Source organism: Flavobacterium psychroterrae (assembly GCF_018380615.1).
Taxonomy (GTDB): Bacteria; Bacteroidota; Bacteroidia; order Flavobacteriales; family Flavobacteriaceae; genus Flavobacterium; species Flavobacterium psychroterrae.
In genome coordinates, this window is sequence record NZ_JAGYVZ010000042.1 from 1 (window position 1) to 22,769 (window position 22,769).

Annotated in this window: 19 protein-coding genes and 2 tRNA genes; 6 read left to right on the top strand and 15 right to left on the bottom strand. The window is 31.7% G+C overall.

Annotated features, from left to right (window positions below; translation table 11 throughout):
* Window positions 1–145: 145 nt before the first annotated feature.
* The 6 genes from KHA90_RS23785 to KHA90_RS23810 form a co-directional block, all read right to left on the bottom strand.
* Complete coding sequence (locus tag KHA90_RS23785; protein WP_213307777.1) at window positions 146–301, bottom strand: hypothetical protein; 156 nt, start codon at window positions 299–301, stop codon at window positions 146–148.
* Between the two features lie 974 nt (window positions 302–1,275).
* Window positions 1,276–1,749: a hypothetical protein gene (locus tag KHA90_RS23790; RefSeq protein ID WP_213307779.1), complete on the bottom strand. Its 474-nt coding sequence runs from the start codon at window positions 1,747–1,749 to the stop codon at window positions 1,276–1,278.
* A 30-nt stretch (window positions 1,750–1,779) separates the two neighbouring features.
* Window positions 1,780–2,184: a hypothetical protein gene (locus KHA90_RS23795; protein ID WP_213307781.1), complete on the bottom strand. Its 405-nt coding sequence runs from the start codon at window positions 2,182–2,184 to the stop codon at window positions 1,780–1,782.
* Between the two features lie 5 nt (window positions 2,185–2,189).
* Window positions 2,190–2,918, bottom strand: a complete 729-nt coding sequence (locus tag KHA90_RS23800; protein WP_213307783.1) for a hypothetical protein — start codon at window positions 2,916–2,918, stop codon at window positions 2,190–2,192.
* A 120-nt stretch (window positions 2,919–3,038) separates the two neighbouring features.
* Window positions 3,039–3,269 carry a hypothetical protein gene (locus KHA90_RS23805; RefSeq protein ID WP_213307785.1) on the bottom strand — a complete coding sequence of 77 codons (231 nt, stop codon included), beginning with the start codon at window positions 3,267–3,269 and terminating at the stop codon, window positions 3,039–3,041.
* Window positions 3,270–3,325: 56 nt separating this feature from the next.
* Window positions 3,326–3,565 carry a hypothetical protein gene (locus tag KHA90_RS23810; protein WP_213307786.1) on the bottom strand — a complete coding sequence of 80 codons (240 nt, stop codon included), beginning with the start codon at window positions 3,563–3,565 and terminating at the stop codon, window positions 3,326–3,328.
* Between the two features lie 86 nt (window positions 3,566–3,651).
* On the opposite strand from KHA90_RS23810, the gene KHA90_RS23815 reads away from it, so the two are divergent.
* Together KHA90_RS23815 and KHA90_RS23820 are read left to right on the top strand one after the other, a co-directional pair.
* Complete coding sequence (locus KHA90_RS23815; RefSeq protein ID WP_213307794.1) at window positions 3,652–3,882, top strand: helix-turn-helix domain-containing protein; 231 nt, start codon at window positions 3,652–3,654, stop codon at window positions 3,880–3,882.
* Between the two features lie 31 nt (window positions 3,883–3,913).
* Window positions 3,914–4,387 (top strand): YcxB family protein, encoded by a 474-nt coding sequence (locus KHA90_RS23820; protein ID WP_213307796.1) that lies wholly within the window; start codon window positions 3,914–3,916, stop codon window positions 4,385–4,387.
* Window positions 4,388–4,900: 513 nt separating this feature from the next.
* Here KHA90_RS23820 and KHA90_RS23825 read toward each other — a convergent pair.
* The 9 genes from KHA90_RS23825 to trxA all read right to left on the bottom strand — a co-directional run bounded on the left by KHA90_RS23825 (window position 4,901) and on the right by trxA (window position 15,861).
* Complete coding sequence (locus tag KHA90_RS23825) at window positions 4,901–6,484, bottom strand: efflux MFS transporter permease (protein WP_213307798.1); 1,584 nt, start codon at window positions 6,482–6,484, stop codon at window positions 4,901–4,903.
* Window position 6,485: 1 nt separating this feature from the next.
* A complete protein-coding gene (locus KHA90_RS23830; RefSeq protein ID WP_213307800.1) occupies window positions 6,486–7,538 on the bottom strand; it encodes an HlyD family secretion protein in 1,053 nt (350 codons plus the stop codon).
* 116 nt (window positions 7,539–7,654) lie between these two features.
* On the bottom strand, window positions 7,655–8,959 hold the full coding sequence (locus KHA90_RS23835; RefSeq protein ID WP_244860574.1) for a TolC family protein: 1,305 nt from the start codon (window positions 8,957–8,959) through the stop codon (window positions 7,655–7,657).
* An 862-nt stretch (window positions 8,960–9,821) separates the two neighbouring features.
* Complete coding sequence (locus KHA90_RS23840; RefSeq protein ID WP_213307804.1) at window positions 9,822–10,634, bottom strand: AraC family transcriptional regulator; 813 nt, start codon at window positions 10,632–10,634, stop codon at window positions 9,822–9,824.
* 182 nt (window positions 10,635–10,816) lie between these two features.
* Window positions 10,817–10,890 (bottom strand) — tRNA-Asp (locus KHA90_RS23845).
* 598 nt (window positions 10,891–11,488) lie between these two features.
* A tRNA-Asp gene (locus tag KHA90_RS23850) sits at window positions 11,489–11,562 on the bottom strand.
* A gap of 86 nt (window positions 11,563–11,648) precedes the next feature.
* On the bottom strand, window positions 11,649–12,575 hold the full coding sequence (locus tag KHA90_RS23855; protein ID WP_213307806.1) for a DUF58 domain-containing protein: 927 nt from the start codon (window positions 12,573–12,575) through the stop codon (window positions 11,649–11,651).
* Window positions 12,572–15,148 (bottom strand): M1 family metallopeptidase, encoded by a 2,577-nt coding sequence (locus tag KHA90_RS23860; RefSeq protein ID WP_213307807.1) that lies wholly within the window; start codon window positions 15,146–15,148, stop codon window positions 12,572–12,574. Before KHA90_RS23860 ends, KHA90_RS23855 begins: the two co-directional genes overlap by 4 nt.
* 350 nt (window positions 15,149–15,498) lie before the next feature.
* The gene (trxA, locus tag KHA90_RS23865; protein WP_379785470.1) at window positions 15,499–15,861 is read right to left on the bottom strand and encodes a thioredoxin; all 363 of its coding nucleotides are present in this window, start codon (window positions 15,859–15,861) and stop codon (window positions 15,499–15,501) included.
* 199 nt (window positions 15,862–16,060) lie between these two features.
* Between trxA and KHA90_RS23870 the strand changes: the two genes are divergently transcribed.
* The 4 genes from KHA90_RS23870 (at window position 16,061) to KHA90_RS23885 (ending at window position 22,686) form a co-directional block, all read left to right on the top strand.
* Window positions 16,061–18,529 carry an AsmA family protein gene (locus KHA90_RS23870; RefSeq protein ID WP_213307808.1) on the top strand — a complete coding sequence of 823 codons (2,469 nt, stop codon included), beginning with the start codon at window positions 16,061–16,063 and terminating at the stop codon, window positions 18,527–18,529.
* Between the two features lie 253 nt (window positions 18,530–18,782).
* The gene (locus tag KHA90_RS23875; RefSeq protein ID WP_213307809.1) at window positions 18,783–19,244 is read left to right on the top strand and encodes a hypothetical protein; all 462 of its coding nucleotides are present in this window, start codon (window positions 18,783–18,785) and stop codon (window positions 19,242–19,244) included.
* Window positions 19,245–19,345: 101 nt separating this feature from the next.
* Window positions 19,346–19,741 (top strand): (deoxy)nucleoside triphosphate pyrophosphohydrolase, encoded by a 396-nt coding sequence (locus KHA90_RS23880; protein WP_244860576.1) that lies wholly within the window; start codon window positions 19,346–19,348, stop codon window positions 19,739–19,741.
* Window positions 19,738–22,686 (top strand): DEAD/DEAH box helicase, encoded by a 2,949-nt coding sequence (locus tag KHA90_RS23885; protein ID WP_244860578.1) that lies wholly within the window; start codon window positions 19,738–19,740, stop codon window positions 22,684–22,686. Before KHA90_RS23880 ends, KHA90_RS23885 begins: the two co-directional genes overlap by 4 nt.
* Window positions 22,687–22,769: the final 83 nt, after the last annotated feature.

A 22,769-nucleotide genomic window follows, 5' to 3' on the forward strand; every position in this document is an offset into this window, starting at 1 on the left:
AGAAAAACAACTAATAGAATAAAATAATTTTATATTTTTAAACTACTTTTTAGACACCTTTTTGAGTTCATTTATACTGCTCACTTTTATCCAGAATTAGGTGCTCACTTTATCCAGAATATCCACTTTGCAGTAATGACAGCAATTAATCATCAAAACAATCTGTTTTAGTCATTTCAATTATTTGATAAAACTCATCTGAGTATATTTGAAGTTCTGCAAAAGTATCAAATTCGTGCCAAACATCTTCATGAGGTATTTGCAAACAACATCCTTGGGGCTCACATTTAGATATTGTCATTATTGATTCTTTCTTAGTCTTATTATTTAAGACCTTATATGAATTATACCCACATTTAGGGCATTCTATTATTATTTCATTCATCAAAACTGGTTATTTATTTTTTTTGTTATTTATAATCATTATAAATTACACTCAAAACAAACACTTTTGTATCTGTTTTTATATCTTTGTAATGTAATTTAAAAAAAGAACCACCTGCGTTAACAGGCGGAATAAAAATTTAACGTTTCGCAAGAAAAACATTTTTATATTCTTACTAGAAAATAGCTAGTTAAACTATTTTTTCGTTTTACATTTCATACAAAAAGGCTTTGAAAGATAAACTCTTTTCTTAGACCTCCAATGTATAAAACTTTTAAAACATATACACATAGTGCTTGTTTTACAATTAAATCTTGTAACTACTCACGGTTACAAATCGGCAACAAGAGTTCTTACCAAGCCAAAAAAGGAATGGAAGAAACAAAAAAAAGACAGCTTTTAAGCTGTTACACATCTAAAGAATATAGGCTAATGTCGACGAAACATTTCTAGCCTATTTTCATATGTTACAAAGTTACTATTTATTCTTGAGATAAGCAACAATTTTTGATTTTATTTAACAAGTTAAATTAAGAATCTTCACTGCAAAATATTTTTCAGAAATTTACAACTTTAAAAAGATAGAACAGAAGGGACACCACAAAGCAACCCCAATATTGTCATTCTGAGGAATCAGGAATCTCCACACGGTGAGCGCACAGTTGTCGAGTTTCTTGCGGAGAATGCATTAAAATCCATTCCTACAATATGTTTTGTTCCTCTGGAACTCTTTATAAAATTCTAGAGGAATGATTTATTTTGAAGCAAGAGATTTCAATATCTTGAAACGTAAAAGACCTCTAAATTAAGAATCTAAAGCTTCTGCTAATTTATTGAGCCAATATTATTAATAAAAAACAATTACCGTTGAAGCTCCTTAATAACAACATCTAATTCTTTTTATTTTCGTAATCTCCATAGAATTTAATAGAGTCTATTTTTATAGTTTTTAAAATAGATTCTATTTTTTCTCTCCGGGAATCTACCCGTTCCTTTTTGTTAATAAGATTAATGCTATCCATCTCTTTTTTTAATTCAAAATACTTCGTGGAGGTAGCTCTATTAGTGTAATTCCAAACCATCTCCATGTCGTTCAGGAATTTATTTCGAACATAAATAACTCCATTTTCTTGAATATAATCTACACTGGAATCATCTAAAATCCATTTTATATTCTTATAGTAACTTGGGGAAATCTCATTTGGCTTTGCAAATCTATAATAGTCATTTTGAAACAATACTATTTGGCGGTCATATCTTTTTGAAATTACCGGATGAAGCTCAATATACCTATTTTGCCAATAAACGTAAGTCGAAAATAAAAGCACTATAACTATTATTGATATGTATATTTTCTTTTTCATCTTTTTATTTTAATGCCTTAATAAAACCATCTAATTCTTCTTCATTTTTGCATTTCCATTGAATATATCTTCTTCCTTCTTCTGCTTGATCCAAGTTAGATCATTAGTTTTAGTGGTGTAATTCCAAATCATTTCCAAATCATTCATATATTTATATTTAATATAAATCACTCCATCTTTTACAATATAATCTTCTATCTGATGGTCTAAAACAAATCTAATATTTTTATAAAAATTAGGTGGAGTCTCATCTCGTTCAGCGATTCTATAGAAGTCATTTTGAAAAATTACTACTTTACGATTAAACACTTTAAATCTGTGCACATCATCATTTAAGATTACGGCACGAAGTTCTACATACCTATTTTCCCAATAATAATAAACAGAAAATAAAACTAGTAGAATTGCTAATCCTATATATACCTTTTTTTTCATTTATTTTATTTTAAATTAATACTCAAGCCTCCTAAAAACCCTGATTCAAAGGTTTTATTAAAACTCTTTTGCCATTGGCTTTTCATCTCAAATGGCTGTGCTCCACAATACTTTTCTACTAACAAAGCATCTGAATCTCCAGAATTTCCAAAACCATAAATATAAGCAGACGCTCCTTTGTGCCAATCGTATCGATCCGACCAAAAATGTTTTATTATACCAGTTACTACAAAGTTGTTGTTCTTTTTAGTTATCTTAAAATAACAATGTGAACTTAAAGTACTATCTCCACTCGCATAATATAATTCACCAAAAACACCACCTTTTACTTGATGCTCAAAATGATCATCATATTTTGCAATATCTCCTTCTTTTTTTAAAGTTTTCCCATATTTCTCAAGCTCTTCACCAAAACGATCAATATTTAAATTTTCAGCAGCAATAACTTCCCTTTGTTTTCTTAACCAATTAAAATCAATGTTTTTTGTAAATCCTGTACCGTCTAGCCACCATTGCAAACAATCTGCCGCCATATTAAAATTTCTTTCCCTAGCTTTTCTAATCATTTCTAGATAATTCTTTTTTAACATTAAAGCCTTCTCTTTATCGTTCAGCGCAAGGTAGAAGTTTTTAGCCTTTGAGCTCCCTTGTTCATTCCAAAAAGGATCTCCAAATAAATTCTTATATTCTGAAGGAGCTAAATCAGTTTTTATATTAAAAATACTATTATTCATAAATTTTATATTATTTATTTAAGTAATTATTTACAAATGTATCAATTTTAAACTCTACAGGCTTTTTAGAAAATGAAGTTAATAACGATTATTTAGCCTTTCTTTCTAATCCTCACTTTACTAAACCTCCAAATCAGGATTTAAAATTTCGGCTAATTCAACCAGCCAACAAAAACCTTTTTCTAAATTCTCTTTGTGAGAAAACATCGGTTCACTTTTACTCACCTTGTTTAGAGCAATTAGATAACTTAATTGCCTTAATGCTTTTGCAAAACTTTTAGGTTCTACAGTATTACTGAAAAACTCAATTAGTTTCTCTTCTGTTTCTTCTGAAAGGTTATTTGTATTCATAATTTAAAGTTTAAATATTATTTTGTCTGGGCTTTCGCCGAAATCAAAACCAAAAATTATTTCGTTTCAACATCCAAATATGGATCTAAAGCTTCGGCGAATTTATTAAGCCAATAAAAATTGTCTTCGATATTATTTATTTCAGATTCTACCGTTTCGCAGCCTCGCATTACACATAATGAAAGAATATGATTTACTTGTCGTATTGTTTTTGCCATATCTTCTGGATCCATAATATCAATAAAAAAATCTTTTATTCTGATTTCAACCTCTTTAGAAAAACCTTCTGTAGTCATTGTCTTATTTTTTAGATCGGTCAAATATAGTAAATTACACCCATGTATGGGTGTAATTGAAAAATAAATCTTATCACTTTTGAAATATGAATATTTCAGAAGAAACTTTTATTGCAAATCTTGGAATTCACATCAGACAACTACGTGAAAAGAAGGGTATGTCTCAACAAGACTTAGCTGATGATTGCGGTATCACCCAAAATCAAGTCGGCAGAATAGAAAGAGCTGAAATAAAAACAGGTATAAAAACTCTTATAAAAATTGCCAATGCTTTAGATGTTGAACCTAAAGATTTGCTAGATTTTTCTATTAAATAAAAACCTCAAAATCTAGTCTTCCTAACTACCAATGATCCAAACCAAAAAATATCAACTCACACAAAAAGAATATTTCTTATTCCTCATTAGAATTTTATTAAAAAAACGATGGTGGTTATTTGCCTTTATACTTTTGATTTCGATATCCATTCTTTTTAGACAAAACAAAGACGGTTCTGATACTTTCATAATGGTTTTTGGATTTATCTATCCACTAATCATAATATTTCAATTTTGGAGATTTGCATATTCAAAGGAAAATGAAATTATTTTTAAAGAAAGAAAACACGAAATTTTTCCAGATAAAATCATTTCTCGAATGGGAGAAATATCCGAAAGCACAATTCCTATAAAGAATTTTATAAAAGTATTTGAATTAAAAGATCTTTATATATTATATATTTCTAAAGGCCAGACATTCTTTCTTCCTAAACGAATTTTTGAAACTCTAGAAGATGAAAATTGGTTTAGAAATGAAGTGTTTTTGAAGATTAAAAATAAATAATTACAAAATTACTTAACTTTCGGCTAAAGCCTTTTTCTAAGAAAACTTATCAACCTTACATTGCAAAAACACAAAAATCTTCATCAAACACAAAAGTTTGCAATTGCAATTCCTTTTTTATTTTTACTAAGTGGCGCAATACACAAACTTGTTCAAAATTTTAGAGGTTCTATCGACTATAATTGGATATTCGTTTATGGAAGTATTGGATCTTTAATCTTTTCTTTTCTACTTGTCTTTTTTTCTTTAGCTAACTCTATTTTGATAATTCGATATCTAAAAATAAAACCAATTGAGAAAAGTTTATGGTTTCTATTAAGTGCATCAGTTTTTCTATACATCTCCATAGGATTTTCAATAGTAATGTTGAGAAGTGATGTTTAAAATATTTCATAAAAAAACCCGTGTAATCAGCACGGGTCTTCACATCATTCAATCAAACCAATCAAGGGTAATCAATCCTTAATATTTTTTATTGGAATTTGGAATTTCAAAAATTGGAATTTAATTTTCCTAGCTAATCCAAATCTTCTTTTTAAACAAATTCGCCGTGTGTCGCAAATGTTGGTTAAATCCTATCAGGATTACTAAAGCCAACAATCCGTAACCTACAACGGTATAAATTTCCATATCAGATAATAATGTAGCTTGTTTGGCAACGCTGCTAAAAACCTTTTTTAACGCCAATGTATTTGCATCGTCAAGCGAATATCCTTTTGCCGCGAAACTCTGCGCTGTTTTTGAGATTGTTTCCTGAGCCTGAGGATTATCGCCCGTAACAAATTGACTTAGTTTCAGGAAGTGTTTTTTATTCAGGAATACTTGTACGTTCTGCATGATGCAAAATCCAATTGTGCTTCCCCAAAAACGTCCTGAAACCCCTATAATTCCTGAAGAAGTCATCATTTTTGTGGGAACCGCCGAAACAGTAAACAAAACCAAAGGCACGAATAAAACTCCAACGGCGATTCCTTGTAAAATATACGGAATTACAATATCTGCCAATGAAACATCGGAAACAAAAAGATAAGTAAACCAAAAATGAAAAACCGCCAAAAGCGAAAAACCTATCATAAAAATATATTTGGTCGCCATGGATTTCATGAGGAAAAATGCTGCGAGGATTAACCCAATTACATTTCCTAATCCGTTAATGTATTGTACTCCGGCAACGCGTGAAGGATCCCAATTCCAGATGGAGAACATCGCGCTATGACATAAACTTAATGTTGCTCTGGCGATATAAAAAAGAAAAAATAACAGAAATCCAGTTCGTAAATTTGAATATTTAAAAACTTCAAAATCAAAACTTGGTCGTTTAATCAATAATTGTCTAAAAATGAATAATCCGCCAGTTATGAGACAAATTATCAGAGCCAAAATCATTTGTGAAGAATCAAACCAATATTTTTTTTCGGCATAAACAAAAAAGAAAGCGCCAGTTAAAATAGAAGTTAAAATCAAAACAAAACTCAAAAAATCGACTTGATACAAAGGGATTTTCTTTGTGATTCTATGACTTCTAAAAGTAACTAAAATCAAAAAAACATTGATTACCTGGAGCATTCCCGAAACGTACAACATATATTTCCAATCGTAATGATCCAGAAACCAAACGGCAATATTCATAATAAAAGGCGTTGCCAGTAAAAGTGATCCGTAATAGAATGAAAAACCAATTATTATGGCATTTTTAGATTTAAAACGTTCGACCAGCAATTGTCTCAGAATCAACACAGGCAAAGCCATTAAAATTCCCTCGACTACTCTTAAAATAATAAAAACAGCATAATTTGTCACATACGCCGAAGAAACTATCGTTACGGCAATTAAAATATACAGTGACATTAAATATCCTTTTGCAGGAAAGTAATTCGAAAACCTGCTTTCGATCAGGATTGTGGCTAATAAAGTTCCGTACGTTACGCACATCGCAAACTGCAAATCTTCGGGCTCAATGTCCAGAAAACTCGCCGCATACGCCACGTTTGAGCTGTAAACACCCAACAAAATCATTGAATGCAGTAAACACACAAACAATATGAGGATGATTGCCCAATTAGGAACCCAGGATTTAAATATACTTTTATCTTCCATTTTAGTTGTGCTCAGCGATAACGGTGATGTTCATTCCGGCTCTTAAAAAATCAGCGTGTTTATCAGTCTCTTTCAATTGAATACGAACCGGAATTCGCTGCTCAATTTTCACAAAGTTTCCTGTTGCATTATCCGGAGGCAATAACGAAAATCTCGCGCCACTTGCAGGCGATAATGACTTGATGATTCCTGTAAATTCTTTATCGTTCAAAGCATCGGCCTGAATTCTAACTTCTTGGCCTACGGTTAAATATTGCAATTGAGTTTCCTTGAAATTGGCTGTAATCCATTTTTCTTTACTTACTATCGAAAGTAACGATTGCCCTTCTTTAACCAATTGTCCGGGCTGCAAAGTTCTTTTACCAACCCAACCGTCATAAGGTGCGGTAATTATGGTGTACGAAAGAAACAATGCTGCATTATCTGCCACCGCTTGTTTCGACGCAATATTGGTTTGCGATGCAGGAACATTTGCCTGCGCCTGAAAAGTACTTAAATTTGAAGACTGAATTCGATCACGCATTTCCTGAAAATGTGCCTGAGCCGATTCATAATCTGCCTTAACTTTTTCTAATTGTTGGGATGTCGCCGCTTCGTCTTTAACTAAAGCCTGATATCTTTCGTATTCTAATTTTGTTTTCCAAAGATTAGTTTTGGCTCCAGCCAATTGTGATTCGCCAATCACGGTTGAACTTGCTGTTGTTGCTACATTTCTTTCTGCCACAACGCTGCTTTGTTTCGCACTTTGCACATCGGCCAGCGCCACATTTAGTTTTGATTTGTATTCTCTGTTATCGATAATGACCAGCGTATCCCCTTTATGCACAAACTGATTTTCATCAAAACGAACTTCCTGTACATAACCCGTAATTCGAGACATAATAGGCGTTACATATTGCTCCACCTGAGCATCATTTGTCTCTTCGTGATTTTGATTGAATACATAAAACCAAATTCCCAAAATGATTCCGCTTGCCACTAAAATGCAGGCAATTACTGTTATAATGATATGAAACGATCTGTTTGCGCGAGTTTCATTTTTAATCTTTACCATATAATTTTATCTAATGTCTATTTTCTTTCTTCTATTCTCTTGCTTCTTTCTTCTATTCTCTTGCTTCTATTCTCTTTCTTCTTTCTTCTTTCTTCTTTCTTCTATTCTCCTAACTTCTAAATCTCATTCGGCATTATTCCCGCAGTATGAAGCAACTCATAATGTTTTAGAACCGCGTCAAGCTTGGTAGAAATCTTGTTGTATTTTGCCTGTAGTAAAGCATTATCAGCATCAACCATTTCGGTAATTAAAACTAACTGATTAAGGTATTTCAACTTTACAATTCGGTAATTTTCATTGGCTAAATCCAAAGCTTTATCAACAACCACAAACTTTTCAAGGATTTCCTGATATTGCGTATGTTCTTTAAATAGCTGATCCTGAATTTCATCTTTTATAATTTCCGACTGCATTTTCTGCCATTCAATTTGTGTCGTAGCTTGTTGTACTTTGGTTTTGTTTTTATATAAAGCCGAAATATCAAAATGCGCTTCGATACCAATTTGACCTAAAGTGTACAAATACGGATTGGGCGGAAAAAATTTGTAGTTAGGATAATAAAAACCATAATTCCCGAAGAAGTTTACCGTTGGCAGATAATTCCCTTTAACCAATTGCAATTCGGTTTTTTTGATGTTCAATTCCTGACTGGCGATTCTCATTTCTTCGTTTTGAAAAGCTTTTTCCAAATAAAAATCATACGGATCTAAACCATTCATTTTATCAATATTTGATGTCGTATCGATCACGATTTGTTCGTTTTCCGGAATTTGAATCAAAGTTTTTAAATCATGCAATGCGATTTTTATATTTTTAGAATTAGTCAGCGAATTTAATTCACGGTCAGAAAGTTGCAATTCAGCTCTAATAACTTCATTTTTAGTAACTGTTCCGTGCTTTTGAAGCGACTGCACCTCTTTCAATCGGCTTTTTTCTTCTTTGATGTTTTCGTCAAAAATCTTTTGAAGTTCCATCATTTTATAAATCGCCAGATAATTTGCCACAACTTCAAGCTCGACATCATTTTCAGTCTTTTCGGTTTTTATTTTGGCAATTTCATTTTCCTGATTGGCAATTTTGATGGCGTTATTAATTTTATTACCTGCATAAATTGGCATTTTAAAAGTAGAATTCACCTGATAGATTTCAGGAATCGCCTTGGTTACTTCTTTACCGTTCAGGAAACCGTTTCCTTTGAATTCCGTAATATTGGTAATTCTGGAATATTCACCGTTTAATTCGATATCCGGCAAACGGAGGTCTTTTCTTTCTTTGATGTTTTGCTCTGAGAGCGTCGTCTCTAATTGAGATCTTAGGATTTTTTTATTGTTTTCTTTAGCAAGTTTCACTGCTTCATTCAAAGAAACCGAATGAATTTCCTGCGCTTGTAAACCATTAAACGTCAATACAAGTAGAAACATTAACACGGTTTTGAGAAAACAATCGTCTGTAGAATTTGTTGTTTTAAGGAACATGAATATATAAATATTTTAATAGTGCAAAGTTCCTGCATTTTTTTGGTGACTGATAATTCTAAAAAGTCAATAACATATTCATTTCGGACAAATGTTAAAATTTTTATTTCCGAAAACGTTATATTAAAATACTGAATAATAACACATTAAAAAAACAAATGCGATTTAAAGGTTTCACGCAGATTTAAAAGGATTTATGCAGATATTGCAAATTATATAAAATAAATCGGCGTAAATCAGCTTAAATCAGTAAGATCTGCGTTAAATATTTTTTTCTCTCGCGGATAAAGCAGATAAATTACCTTAATAAAAAATCTGCCGAATCTGCCGAATCTGCGAGAGGATAATTTTTTTTCCCTAAAGTTCTATTCAATTAATTATCTGCTAAATCTGCATTAAGTATTTTTTCTCTCTCGAAGATTTAGCAGATCAAGCAAATAAATTACCTTAAATAAAAAATCTGCCAAATCTGCCGAATCTGCGAGAGGATAATTTTTTTTCCCTAAAGTTTTATTCAATTAATTATCTGCTAAATCTGCGTTAAGTATTTTTCTCTCCCGCAGATTTTGCAGATCAAGCAGATAAATTACCTTAAATAAAAAATCTGAAGTATCTCCAAAATCTGCGAGGGGATAATTTTTCTTTCGCTAAAGTTTTATTCAATTAATTATCGGCTAAATCTGCTTCAATCTGTAAAATCTACGTGAATTTTTTTTCTCTCGCAGATTTAGCAAATCAAGCAGATAAATTACATTTTAAATAAAAATCTCCCAAAGCAGCAAAATCTGCGAGAATAATTTCATCTGTTTTATAGAATATTTTCTCCGTTAAAATAATCAGAAGGTCGTTGCCCGAGGAATTTAAAGAAAGTATTACTGAATGTCGGTACACTACTATAACCTACTTCCTGGGCAACTTCTTTGACCGAAAGTTTTCTGTCAAGCAGAAGTTCGATTGCTTTTAGAATTCTTCTAATAGTATAATATTGAATGAATGACATATTAAGGTCTTTCTGGAACAAACGATACAAAGAGCGTTCGCTATACCCAAATTGATGTGCAACCTCAGCAAACAAAATCGTTTCTCCCAGATTATTTTCTATATGCCGCAGGATTTTACTGAGGCGTTTGTCTTTTGGCTGTGGTAATTCTAAAGGAAGATTTGTGGTGCAAATTTGAGGCAGAATCGCTTTGATCGCTTTGGCAATTGTAAAATTTGGAGTTCCTTTTTTAAGATCACCATTCCAGCGATTCGTGAAAAGCATCATTTGAAGCAGTAAATTATTCACCGGATAAATGCCTTCGTTTTTATAAAATATATCTTCGTCTTTTTCAACCGGAAAATATAAATTACGCATTGTTACACTTTCAGATTTCGGTTCAATGCTGTGTGCAACACCACTGGGAATCCAGATAAAATGTCTTGCCGGTAAAAAATACGATTTGGTTTCCGTCGTTACGAATACTACATCACCTTCGGCATAGAGCATTTGCGCTTTTTCGTGTTTATGTGTAGGCACAAACAATTCGCCCATCAAATCGTGGTGGCAATAAATACTTTTTTTATCAGCATCTACTTTTTTGATGTAATATCTATCTAGTTTCTGACCGGAATGTTCCATTGAAGTAATTGAATATCTTTCGATATATAAATGTAGGCAAATAAAATTCCAAATAAAAAATTCCAAATTCCAACACTACTATATGTCTTATTGGAATTTGGAATTTATTATTTGAAGTTTATTTTAGAAAGCTTTCTAAAATAAAAAAGCCTTTCCGTTAAGAAAGGCTTATTCCAATATTGCGGTCTGGACGGGACTCGAACCCGCGACCCCATGCGTGACAGGCATGTATTCTAACCAACTGAACTACCAAACCAACTGCGTTATTGTGAGTGCAAAAATACAATAGAAACTGGGTTTTGCAAGGTTTTTTTCGAATAAAAATTAATAAATTTTTAACCAATTGATTTCTATTGAAATACAGAACAAAAAAAAGCATTATTTTAAACCATAAAGTGATATAAGAACAGATAAGCTGTGTTTTTAAATGAAATTACACCGCTAAATCGCAAAGTTAGTAAGTACAAAAACTAAAATGTGCAAATCCTGGCATTTTTCTGCGGTTCAATTTAATATGAACTTATATAATTTATATGGTGCATATTTAAATTCCAAAACGAAAAATCCGCAAAGCTTAAATTAAACTTTGCGGATTTTGCGCATCCCGATATTTATTAGGATTATGTTGTCTGTGAGTAAACTTTTATCTTAATATGAACTTATATCACTTATATGGTTCAAAACAAAAACGTCTTAAATCAAAAAAGCCATCCACAAAAGTGGAAAGCTTTTCATTGGTCTAACTACTAAACCAGCTACGAGTTACAAAGTCGTAGCAAAACAACACAACTAATCTTAGATACCGTTTTTGGGCAAAAAAGCCTTTCTTAAAAGAAAGGCTTTTCCCAATATTGCGGTCTGGACGGGACTCGAACCCGCGACCCCATGCGTGACAGGCATGTATTCTAACCAACTGAACTACCAAACCTCTGCGTTATTGCGGTTGCAAAGATAGTACAGAATTTCATTTCTGCAAGTGTTTTGCTAAAAAAAATTCAAATAATTTTTAAATTATTATCCAAAGTTTTGTTTTTCAACTAAATACGTAGTCAATATTTTTTCAAAATTATCACCAACATTAACCGGAACGTACTTAATTTGGTTCTTTGCACAAGTCAAAGCTAATTTTTTAAAGTACTCTTCGGCTCTTTTTTCATACTCAACTTTAACATTATCGGCAAAAATCGATACTTCTTCACCAGATTCTAAGTCAATAAACTTTCTTGGCGTATTATCAAAGTCAAATTTCAACTCTGTTTGATTATCTACAACATGAAACAAAACCACTTTATGTTTGTTGTGTTTAAGATGTTGCAAAGCATTAAATAGCTTTTCATCATCTTCGGCCTGAAACATATCTGTAAAGATAATAATCATTGAACGGCGATGCATTTTCTCTGCAATTTGATGCAAATACGTAATCGTATCGGTCGTTTTTTTGACTTTTGGCTGTTCTAATAATTGTTCCAGTTTATTGAGCAGCATTCTATGATGACGATCGCTTCCTTTTTCGGGCGCATAATATTCATAATTGTCTGAAAAAACACTTAAACCAACAGCATCACGCTGTTTCTTTAAAATATTCATTAAAACTGCCGCTGCTAAAACTGCGAAACCAATCTTCTTTTCATAAAAAGGCTGACCTGATTTCAGTTCCGGATAATGCATTGAGGATGAATTATCAACAATAAGATGGCAACGCATATTCGTTTCCTCTTCGTAACGTTTAGTATACAAACGATCCGTTTTAGCAAATAATTTCCAATCGATATGTTTCGTGCTTTCTCCTGCATTATAGACTTTATGTTCAGCAAATTCAGCCGAGAATCCATGAAACGGACTTTTATGCATTCCGGATATAAAACCTTCTACAACCTGATTTGCCAGCATTTCGAGATGCTGAAAACTGGATACTTTCTCTATTTCCGATTCGATTTTCATTCACTTTCTTTTTTAATATTTTGTGCGCGGTATAAACCGTCTGTCGCCTGCAACAGTTTTCGTTTTAATATCGGACTAAAATTAGGGTTTTCTTTTAAGAATCGCTGCACTTCATCAAAAGCATATTTCGATGAGTATTTTCCAATTGTATTATTCAGCCAATCCTTCGGAAAGAAAATATCTCCTGTTCTCTGAATTTCCTCAACCAAATCTAATGAAAATCTAATATACTTTTGAGCACTTTCCTGACGTAAAGGATGATTTATATTTGCCAAACCTACAGCAACCCAGGATTCTTTTTCTCTGTTTTCATCCTCTTTTAATGATTTTACAAAAGCAGCGCGAACCAATTCATGTTTAGATAAAGAAGGAAGTAAAAATTCAAATCGCTTTTGTTTGTCCGGATTTGTGATCGTTTTTTTGGCTCTATTCAGGATTTCATCTGCTTTTTGATGCTTAAATATAGCCAAATTCATTGCCATATTGGTGTAATCGTCTTCGTTTAGCTTTAAACTTTGAATTATGTTTTCTTTATTCCAAATTGCATATAATTGAGCTTTACCAGAATCTGAATATGCAATTGAACTAAATAAATTGAACAATGTTTTTTTGATATTGCTTGGTAAATTAGCTTGTAAACGCGCATAAACAACATTTTCAAGTTGCTTCTGAACTTTGCTTTGCTGTTTTTCGGTCAGGAATTTCCAATAAATTGAACTTGTCTGATTGGTAATAATTTTTAGCACTAATTCGTTTTCTTCTTGCTGAATTCCTTTTATAAAACAATTAAAAGCTTTTATTGGCGCAACATTTCCCGCTAAGGTATTTTCATAAATATTGATATAATTAGAAGCTCTTGCAACCTCATCTTTCAAACTCAAAACAGATTCTATCGTATTCCCGTCAAGCGGAAAAACACCGTAACCAAAACCATTATAATTGTAAATCACAGCAATTGGTTTTTGAAGTCCAATCGCTTCTTTTACTACTATATTTTTGTCGGTAATATTAACATTGAAAACTTTTACCTGATCTGGATAAACCAAACCAATATCAAAAATTTGAGGCCAGACATTCGCTGATTTATCTTCGGCTTGTTGACTTATTTCAAACTTCTTAATATTGTTTTTGGCATCGTATTCTATTTTATCTGTAAAAATGGCTCTACCGGATTGATTGACCCAGACTTTACTCCATTTTTGCATGTCGAGCGGAGTTTCGGCATCGAGAATTTCTACCAGATTATTCCAGTCGGCATTGTCGTTTGCGTATTTTTTAATGTATTTTTCGATTCCTTTCTGGAAAGCTTCTTCTCCCATCGAAGCTTCTAGTTGGCGCATCATTATTGGCGCTTTATTGTAAATAATGGCTCCGTAAAGTGAGCCAGCGTCTTTTAAATTCGCAAGATTTTGTTTTATAGGATGTGTGCCTAACGAACGGTCTTCGGCGTAAGCGCTGGAATAATGAGCATTTATAAATTGTAGATTATGATTGACTTTCGGGAAAATGGGGTTCATTATTTTGTCTGCCATAAAATTCGCAAACACTTCTTTCATCCAGACATCATCAAACCATTTCATAGTAACTAAATCGCCAAACCACATATGCGAAGTTTCATGCGCGATCAATTTTGCACGATCTAATTTCTCGCTGTCTGTGGAGCTGTTATCTAAAAATAAAGTCGATTCGCGATATTGAATCGCGCCAACATGTTCCATTCCGCCATATTGAAAAACGGGAATTGAAGCAAAATCCAACTTTTGAAAAGGAAATTTATAATTCGTGTATTTTTCTAAAAAGTCTAATGATTGTTGGTGTAAATTAAAAATAGTATCTACGCTTACGCGGAATTTCTCTGCATTGTTTTCACGATATAACATTGTCATTTCCAGATTTCCCGGTTTCTGTGTTACAGTTTTAAATTTTCCGGCAACGAAAGAAAACAAATACGTGCTCATTTTATCTGATTCTCCAAAACTATAAGATGTAAAATCGCCTTTTTCTACTTTCTCTTTCACATCGGCTCCAGCCAAAACTGACCAATCTTTAGGAACCATTAAACTCAATTTATAAGTTGCCTTAATATCAGGCTGATCTAAACACTGAAATAATGTGCTCGCACGATCAGGAACTAATAAGGTATATAAAAAATCGTCATTACGGTTTAGAGATAAATTTCCTGCGATAAATGAAATCGCAACTGTGTTTTTTCCTAAAATTAGATCTTTTGAAGCAATAATGATATGTCCTTTTTCATGAACAATAACTGTATTTTTTCCATTTACCTGAATTGATTTTATATTTGAAGTTTTTTCTTTAAAATCCAGATACAAAGGTTCGCTCAGATCTGAAATTGTTAGTTTCAAAGTAAGATCTGAATTGATTTCCTGCTGTTTTTGTTGCGGAATTTCAAATCTAAGTCCGTAAGTAACATCAGAAATTTGTTTTTTTCGAAAAATGGCCATTTGTTCAGAAACGCCATTATCCAAAATAAGATTTTTATTTGACTGAGATTGAGAAAAACCAATTGTAGTAAATACAAGAATACAAAGAAGGCTGTAGAAAATTTTCATTTTTAAAGGAATATAAGATTCGTTAAAAATAAAAAAAGTTAGCCACGAATTTCACGAATTAGCACTAATTATTATTTGACATTGCTCAAAATAGTTTGCCACAGATTAAAATGATTAAGTGATTTTTTTTAATCTGTGAAAATCATTTAATCAGTGGCAAAAAAACTTTAGACCAAAAAGAAATACCTTTCTTTCACATAGCTATGTGTGTTCAAACAAATGAAATGCCTTTTTATTACGTTAGAAAAGCTATGTTCCTATGTGTTTAAAATATGTTCAATCTAATTTTATTCCAATAAAAAAGGCTTGACTTTCGCCAAACCTTTTTTATATAAATCATAATCTTACGATTACAACAAAGCGTCTAAACTATCAGCGTAGGTTTGTTTCGGAGCAACTCCTACTTGTTTACCTACTACTTCACCGTTATGAAAAACCAAAACGGTAGGTATGTTACGCACACCATATTTTGCAGCGAATTCCTGGTTAGCGTCAACATCGACTTTACCAACAACTACTTTACCTGCGTATTCTTCACTGATTTGGTCAATGATTGGACCAACCATTCTACAAGGACCGCACCATGCTGCCCAAAAATCTACCATTACTGGTTTATCTGATTTCAAAACTACTTCATCAAAAGTAGCATCTGTTATTGCTAATGCCATAATTTCTTGTCTTTTAAAATTATTGTCTGAATTGTATCGTTTCAAACTAGACTACAAATTTAAAAATTAAATACTAATCAAACACCATTCTTAAATTAGTTTTAATTATAAATGCATTGTCATTTATTATATGATTCCCATGTTTTTAAATTGTAAGTTTTAATTTACAATATATTGACAGTCATCTTTTTAGAATAACCTCAGTTTTTTACCTTATCTTTAATAATCCAGAAAATTCTTTGCGATGACAACAACTTTACTTCATATAAAAAACTTTTTTCAATCTGTTCGTTTTAAAAAATATGCCAGACGTTTTGGCTTTTTTCTTTTAGGGCTTATTGGTTTATTATTAATTTCATATGGAGGATTATCGATTTATTTCAGCCGGAATAAAACCGAAATCATTGGAAAGATCAACACTAAAATCAATGAGAATATCAACGGGAAATTTCACGTTGGCGATTTTCAATATAAGTTTTTAACCGGATTCCCAAATTTTACTTTGGCCTTAAAAGATGTTGAACTCAAAGACAATCAATGGGCAACGCACAAACATACTTTATTAAAAGCCAAGGAAATCGAAGCCCGTTTGAATGTTTGGAGTTTACTGCACAACGAAATCAACATTCATAAAATCCTGATAAACAACGCGAATATTTATGTTTATAAAGCCGAAAACGGATATTCCAACGCCAATATTTTTAAACCGAAAAAGAAAAAATCTCCCGTAGATAAATCAGAAACCGAAACTACAATTGATCAAATCGACCTCAACGATGTCCATTTTATTTTAGACAACAAATTAGGGCATAAATTGTTTGATTTTCATGTGGCAAGTTTAAATACTAAAGTAGATTATGACGGAAACGATTGGCAAACCGATGTTTTTCTGGATACTCAAATAAAAAGTCTAGCATTTAATACCGTACACGGAAGTTTTGCCAAAGAAAAAGAACTCAAAGGCACTTTTAATGTTTCGTATTCCTCCGAGAAAGAAAAAATTGACGTGGTTACCCGAAATCTAAAAATAGGAACCGACTCATTTGATATTACCGCTTTTTTTAATCTTGCCGAAGGAAATGCGCTTTTCGGGATCAATATTGGGACTTCTATTTTATGGCAAAATGCGTCGAATGTGTTATCGGCAAATATCAGTACAAAACTAAACCGATTCGATTTAAGTAAACCTATTGATGTTAATTGCGACATACAAGGCGATTTTAATGCCGAAGGAGATCCTAAAATTGTAGTTCAGGCAATTATAAAAGATAATGAATTAAGTATTCCTGATGGACTAATAAAAAAATGCAATTTCAAAGGCATTTTTACTAATAATTTTAAACCAAAAGAAGGTTATAACGATGCCAATTCGGCAATTATATTAACGCACTTTTCGGGAGAATATGAAAATATTCCGCTTACGATTCCGCAATTGGCGATTAATAATCTCGAAAAACCAGTCGCAACCGGAAACGTAAGTTCTGATTTTGATGTAGAAAGACTTAACGAAATCAGCAACGACAAATGGATTCAGTTTACAGATGGTCACGCAAAAGCCAACCTGAAATTTCAGTTTGATATTGTCGATTTGTACATTACAAAACCACGTTTTATTGGCAAAATAGATGTTGATGACGCTTCGTTTCATTATATTCCAAAGAACGTTCATGCCATAAAAACCAATATTCATCTTGATTTTACAGAGAAAGCGTTACTCATCAAACAAATTGCTTATAAACACAATAAGAATACAATTTTTATTGAAGGAAAAATTGACAATTTCCTGAACCTTTATTATGACGCGCCCGAAAAAATGATCGTAAACTGGAAAATCTATTGCCCCAATATTGATCTCAAACAATTTTTAGGCGTTTTGGCAACTTCACAAAAAACGAAATCTACGGCAAAAAACACGAAAAGAACCACGATTTCAAACCAAATACGAACTGCAATCGACAAATGTGCTGTAGTAATCGACATTAAAGCCGACAAAATCAACTACAATAAATTAACGGCAACCAATACAACCGCAACCATAGAAATGATTGATTCACGATTAGTCATTAAAAACGGATCATTGCAAACATCTGGCGGAAGTATCAACTTTAACAGCGAAGTAAAACCAAGCGGAAAAAACTTTGCTTTTACATCAAACGCAAAAGTAAACCGCGTTGATATTGCAAGTTTCCTGCGCTCGTTCAACAACTTTGGCGTTACATCATTTAATCCCGGCAACATCAAAGGGCGATTGAGCAGTCAGGCAAATGTGACGGGTTTTATAAACGGCAATGGCTCGTTGATCACGAATTCTATGCACGGCAATTTGACATTCAATGTCAATCAGGGCGCTTTGTTAGACTTTGAACCTATTGTGAAAATTGGCAAATTTGCTTTTCCGTTTCGTGATGTCAAGAATATCACATTCAGCGATTTATCCGGCACGCTAAAATTGCGCGGAGAACAAATTGATGTCAATAATTTCACCATTAGTTCCAGCGTTTTAAACCTCGATGCCGAAGGTATTTATTCCTTTGGCCGAGGCACCAATCTCGCCCTCACAATCCCACTCCGAAACTCAAAAAACGACATCAATCTCGCTACTCAAGCCGAACGCGACGCCGTTCGCGACCGAGGAATTATTCTGCATTTAATTGCAGTAGATGACGAAGGAAAAATGAAAATTAAATGGGGGAAGAAGGATAAAGAGAAATAAATTTATTTTTCAACTAATCTTGTCATTCGATCGAAGGGAGAAATCACACTAGAAAACTCGACAAAGGTTTGTCACTAACGCCAGTCAGAAATGATTGGTGTTTTTTTATTAAAGAAAGTCAAAACTAAAATAATATTGATTTTAAATAGCATAAATGAGGACAATTGTAAGCGGCTCAATTATCGACTAAAAACTACATTTGAATCAAGCATGTTTTAAAATATTTTTTAGTAACAAAATCCATTATCAAGAAATGAAATATTTAACAGAAATAATTTTCGGAAAAGATCAAGTAAGGAAATTTCATAACAATGAAACTTTAAACGATTTTGAAAAAATTATCAATTTAAAAAAATACAATTTTGATTCGCGAGAAGAAAGGAATGCATTTTATAAAGGAATTGGCGAAGCAATGGGTTGGCTTGAATTTGAAATAATTAAAGAATCCGAAGAGAAAATAACTCAAGAAAAAGAAGATGAAGATAAATTTGATTATTGGTCATTCATTGAAAAATACTATCCAAAGTATTCTCATTGCAACAGCGTTTTGTTAAGCGACATTTTAACTCGAAAACTTTATGGAGAAGAAATTAGCGAAAGCGATGAAGAATATATTAAAGGTTGGGATGTTAGAAACGAATTATTTGAAATAGACAAAGAATTACTTTTTAAGGCTTTTGAAAATTATTTTAATATTGCTTATGCTGTATTTTAACTTATAAAATTAATAAGAATAGTTAATGTGATTATATTTCACTAATATTAAACTTCGTTATCAAATTAGTATTTATAAATCATTTATAGCATTATTTTAAAATGTCTAAAATCATAAATGTTACTTGTGCAATTATTTTAAAGGATGAAAAAATTCTCGTTGCACAAAGAAATGAAAAAATGAAATTACCTCTAAAATGGGAATTTCCTGGCGGTAAATTAGAAATTAATGAAAGTGAAATAGATTGTATAAAAAGAGAGATAAAAGAAGAAATAAATATAAAGATCGAAGTATTGCAAAAATTGACAAATAACATTCATGACTATGGTACTTTTAAAATCAATTTAATTCCTTTCTTCGTTCAGTATATTTCAGGCGAAATTAAACTTGCAGAACATAAAGATTACAGATTACTAGAAAGATCACAATTATTAAACCTTGATTGGGCAGAAGCAGATTTACCAATCGTTGAAGAATTTTTAAAACTTGAAATATGAACCAAGGATTATATGAAGAATTAGTTACCAAACTGATAAACTACAAAATAAACGAATTAGATAAAGATACATTTCAAATAAAAAAAACTTCAATAGACAAAGCCGAAGCCTCTCAATTATTATCACAACATATTGGCAAAGTCATCAAATATGCATTAGAAAATCTACCTAGACAAAAAGAAATTGACTTAATAGATAATCAAATAAAAATTTCGAATAAAATAATTCAATTTTTAAGAGATGAATTAGATAAAGAAGAATTTGAAGGTGATTTAATTGAAACAGAAGGAAAAATATTAAACGCTGTTTTTACAAAAGTCGATGCTCATTTTAAAGACTTAGATCTACATTTAAAAGAAATTACACCTTACACTAGACTAATTCATAGCGGGCTTTTTACTGGAGGAAATGCAGGAACAACTTTAGAAAGCGAATTACGAAAAGAAATATTATCATCGGATAAAATTGATTTATTAGTTTCATTTATTAAATGGAAAGGTATTAGAATTCTTGAACGTGAATTAAGAGAATTTACAGAAAGAGGAGGAAAACTAAGAGTAATTACAACTACATATATTGGTGCAACAGATTCGAAAGCTGTCGAATTCTTGGCATCATTAGAAAATACAGAAGTTAAAGTTTCATATAATACAGGAAATGAGCGTTTACATGCAAAGGCTTATTTATTTCAAAGAAATACAGGATTTCATACTGGTTATATTGGTTCCTCGAATTTTTCTCGTTCAGCTTTAACCGATGGACTAGAATGGAATCTAAAAGTTACGACTAAAGAAGTTGGGCATATCATTGATAAATTTAAAAAAACATTTGAGGCGTATTGGCAAAATGCAGACTTTGAATTATACGATGAAAGCATTCATTCTGAAAAATTAGTTGATGCTCTTAAACAAGGTCGATTTTCAAAAGAATATACTTTTACCACGGCTTATTTTGATATTAAACCTTTTCCTTATCAAAAGGAAATTCTTGAAAAACTAGAAGTTGAAAGGAATGTTCATAATAGATATAGAAACCTTTTAGTAGCTGCTACTGGAACAGGGAAAACTGTAATATCTGCATTTGACTACAAGAATTTCAGGAACAATAATAAATCCTCTAAATTGCTTTTCGTAGCACATAGAAAAGAAATTTTACAACAAGCAAAAGCAACTTTTCAAGGAGTTTTAAAAGATAATAACTTTGGTGATTTATGGGTTGATGGAATTGAGCCGAATTCTAATGAATATCTTTTTGTCTCAGTACAAACTTTAAATAATAGACTAAAAGATCTAAACCTTTCTCCAGAATATTACGACTTCATCATTCTTGATGAAGCCCACCACGGATCGGCTTCAAGTTATAGACCTTTTCTAAATTATTTTAAACCTAAAGTTTTATTAGGATTAACTGCAACTCCAGAAAGAATGGATAATGAAAATATCCTAGATGATTTCTGTAATCGTATCGCAGCAGAAATTAGACTTCCTGAAGCATTAAACAAAAAACTGTTAAGTCCATTTCAATATTTTGGAATTACTGATAGTATTGATTTGACAAATGTAAAATGGGAAAAAGGTAGATATGTAGCAAGCGAATTAACAGCATTATATACTAAAAACAATATTCGTGTTGGGGAAATAATTACAAATCTTAATAAATATCTAAATGACATAAATGATATTCGTGCGATCGGTTTTTGTGTGACCATTGAGCACGCTGTTTTTATGACTGAAAAATTTAATTTGGCAGGATTAAAAGCAAATTATTTAACTGCTAAAAATGCGAATGAAAGAGATAGAATCAGAGAAGAATTCAAGAAAAAAGAATTCAATTATTTATTTGTAGTTGACATTTTCAATGAAGGTGTAGATATTCCTGAAATTGATACCGTTTTGTTTTTAAGACCAACAGAAAGCTTAACCGTTTTCCTTCAACAATTAGGTCGTGGTTTGCGTTTAGCAGAAGGAAAAGATTGTTTGACTGTTTTAGATTTTGTTGGAAACTCGAGACCAGAATATGATTTCGAAAGTAAATTCAGAGCATTAATTGGCAAAACAACAACTTCCGTTCAAAAAGAAATTGAAGATGATTTTCCTCATTTACCTTTAGGCTGCTCCATTGTTTTGGAGAAAAAAACAAAAGAAACAATTCTTGAAAATATTAAAAAAGCTACGTCATTAAATGTAAATCAATTAATTACTAAAATTATAAATTTTCAACATCAAACTAATTTACCATTAACTTTAAATAATTTCATTGAATTATATCATATTCCTATTGAAACGATTTATAAAAAAGATAGTTGGTCAAGATTATGTCAACGAGCAGGAATAACTGATGATTTTGAAAACATAAATGAAAAACAAATTTATTCTGCAATAAGTAATAAATGGCTTTCTACAAGTTCAACGAGTTATTTTAACTTTATTCTTAAAATAGCAAAGCAAGGATTTAATATTCATCTTGATGATTTTAGTGCTAACGAAAAAACAATGTTACTTATGTTGCATTATGATGTATGGCAAAATCATGGTTTATTTAAATCATTAGAATTGAGCATTAAAGCAATTGGGGAAAATAAAATTTTAGTTGATGAAATTATTGAAGTATTAGAAATATTAATTGATAGAATTGATTTCAAGGAAATAGAAATTAAATTACCATATGATCAACCACTAAGATTACATGCGAGATACACAAGAGATCAAATTTTAGTTGCATTTGGACTAAGTAATTTTGAAAAAAAATCTTCCAGTCGAGAAGGTGTGGCAGAGAATGTTAATTTAAACACTGAACTACTTTTTATTAACTTAATTAAATCAGAAGAAAACTTTTCTCCGACTACAATGTATGATGACTATGCAATAAGTGAAACTTTATTTCATTGGCAAAGTCAAAATTGGATCAGGTGCAAAAGTTGGGGATTAAGCAAAAAGATTAGATAATCTGAATAAGAAGAAATCTACATTTCTAACTCCTCTAAATTGAGATCTAAATGCTTTAATTTTCGCATTAAAAGATTCTGCAG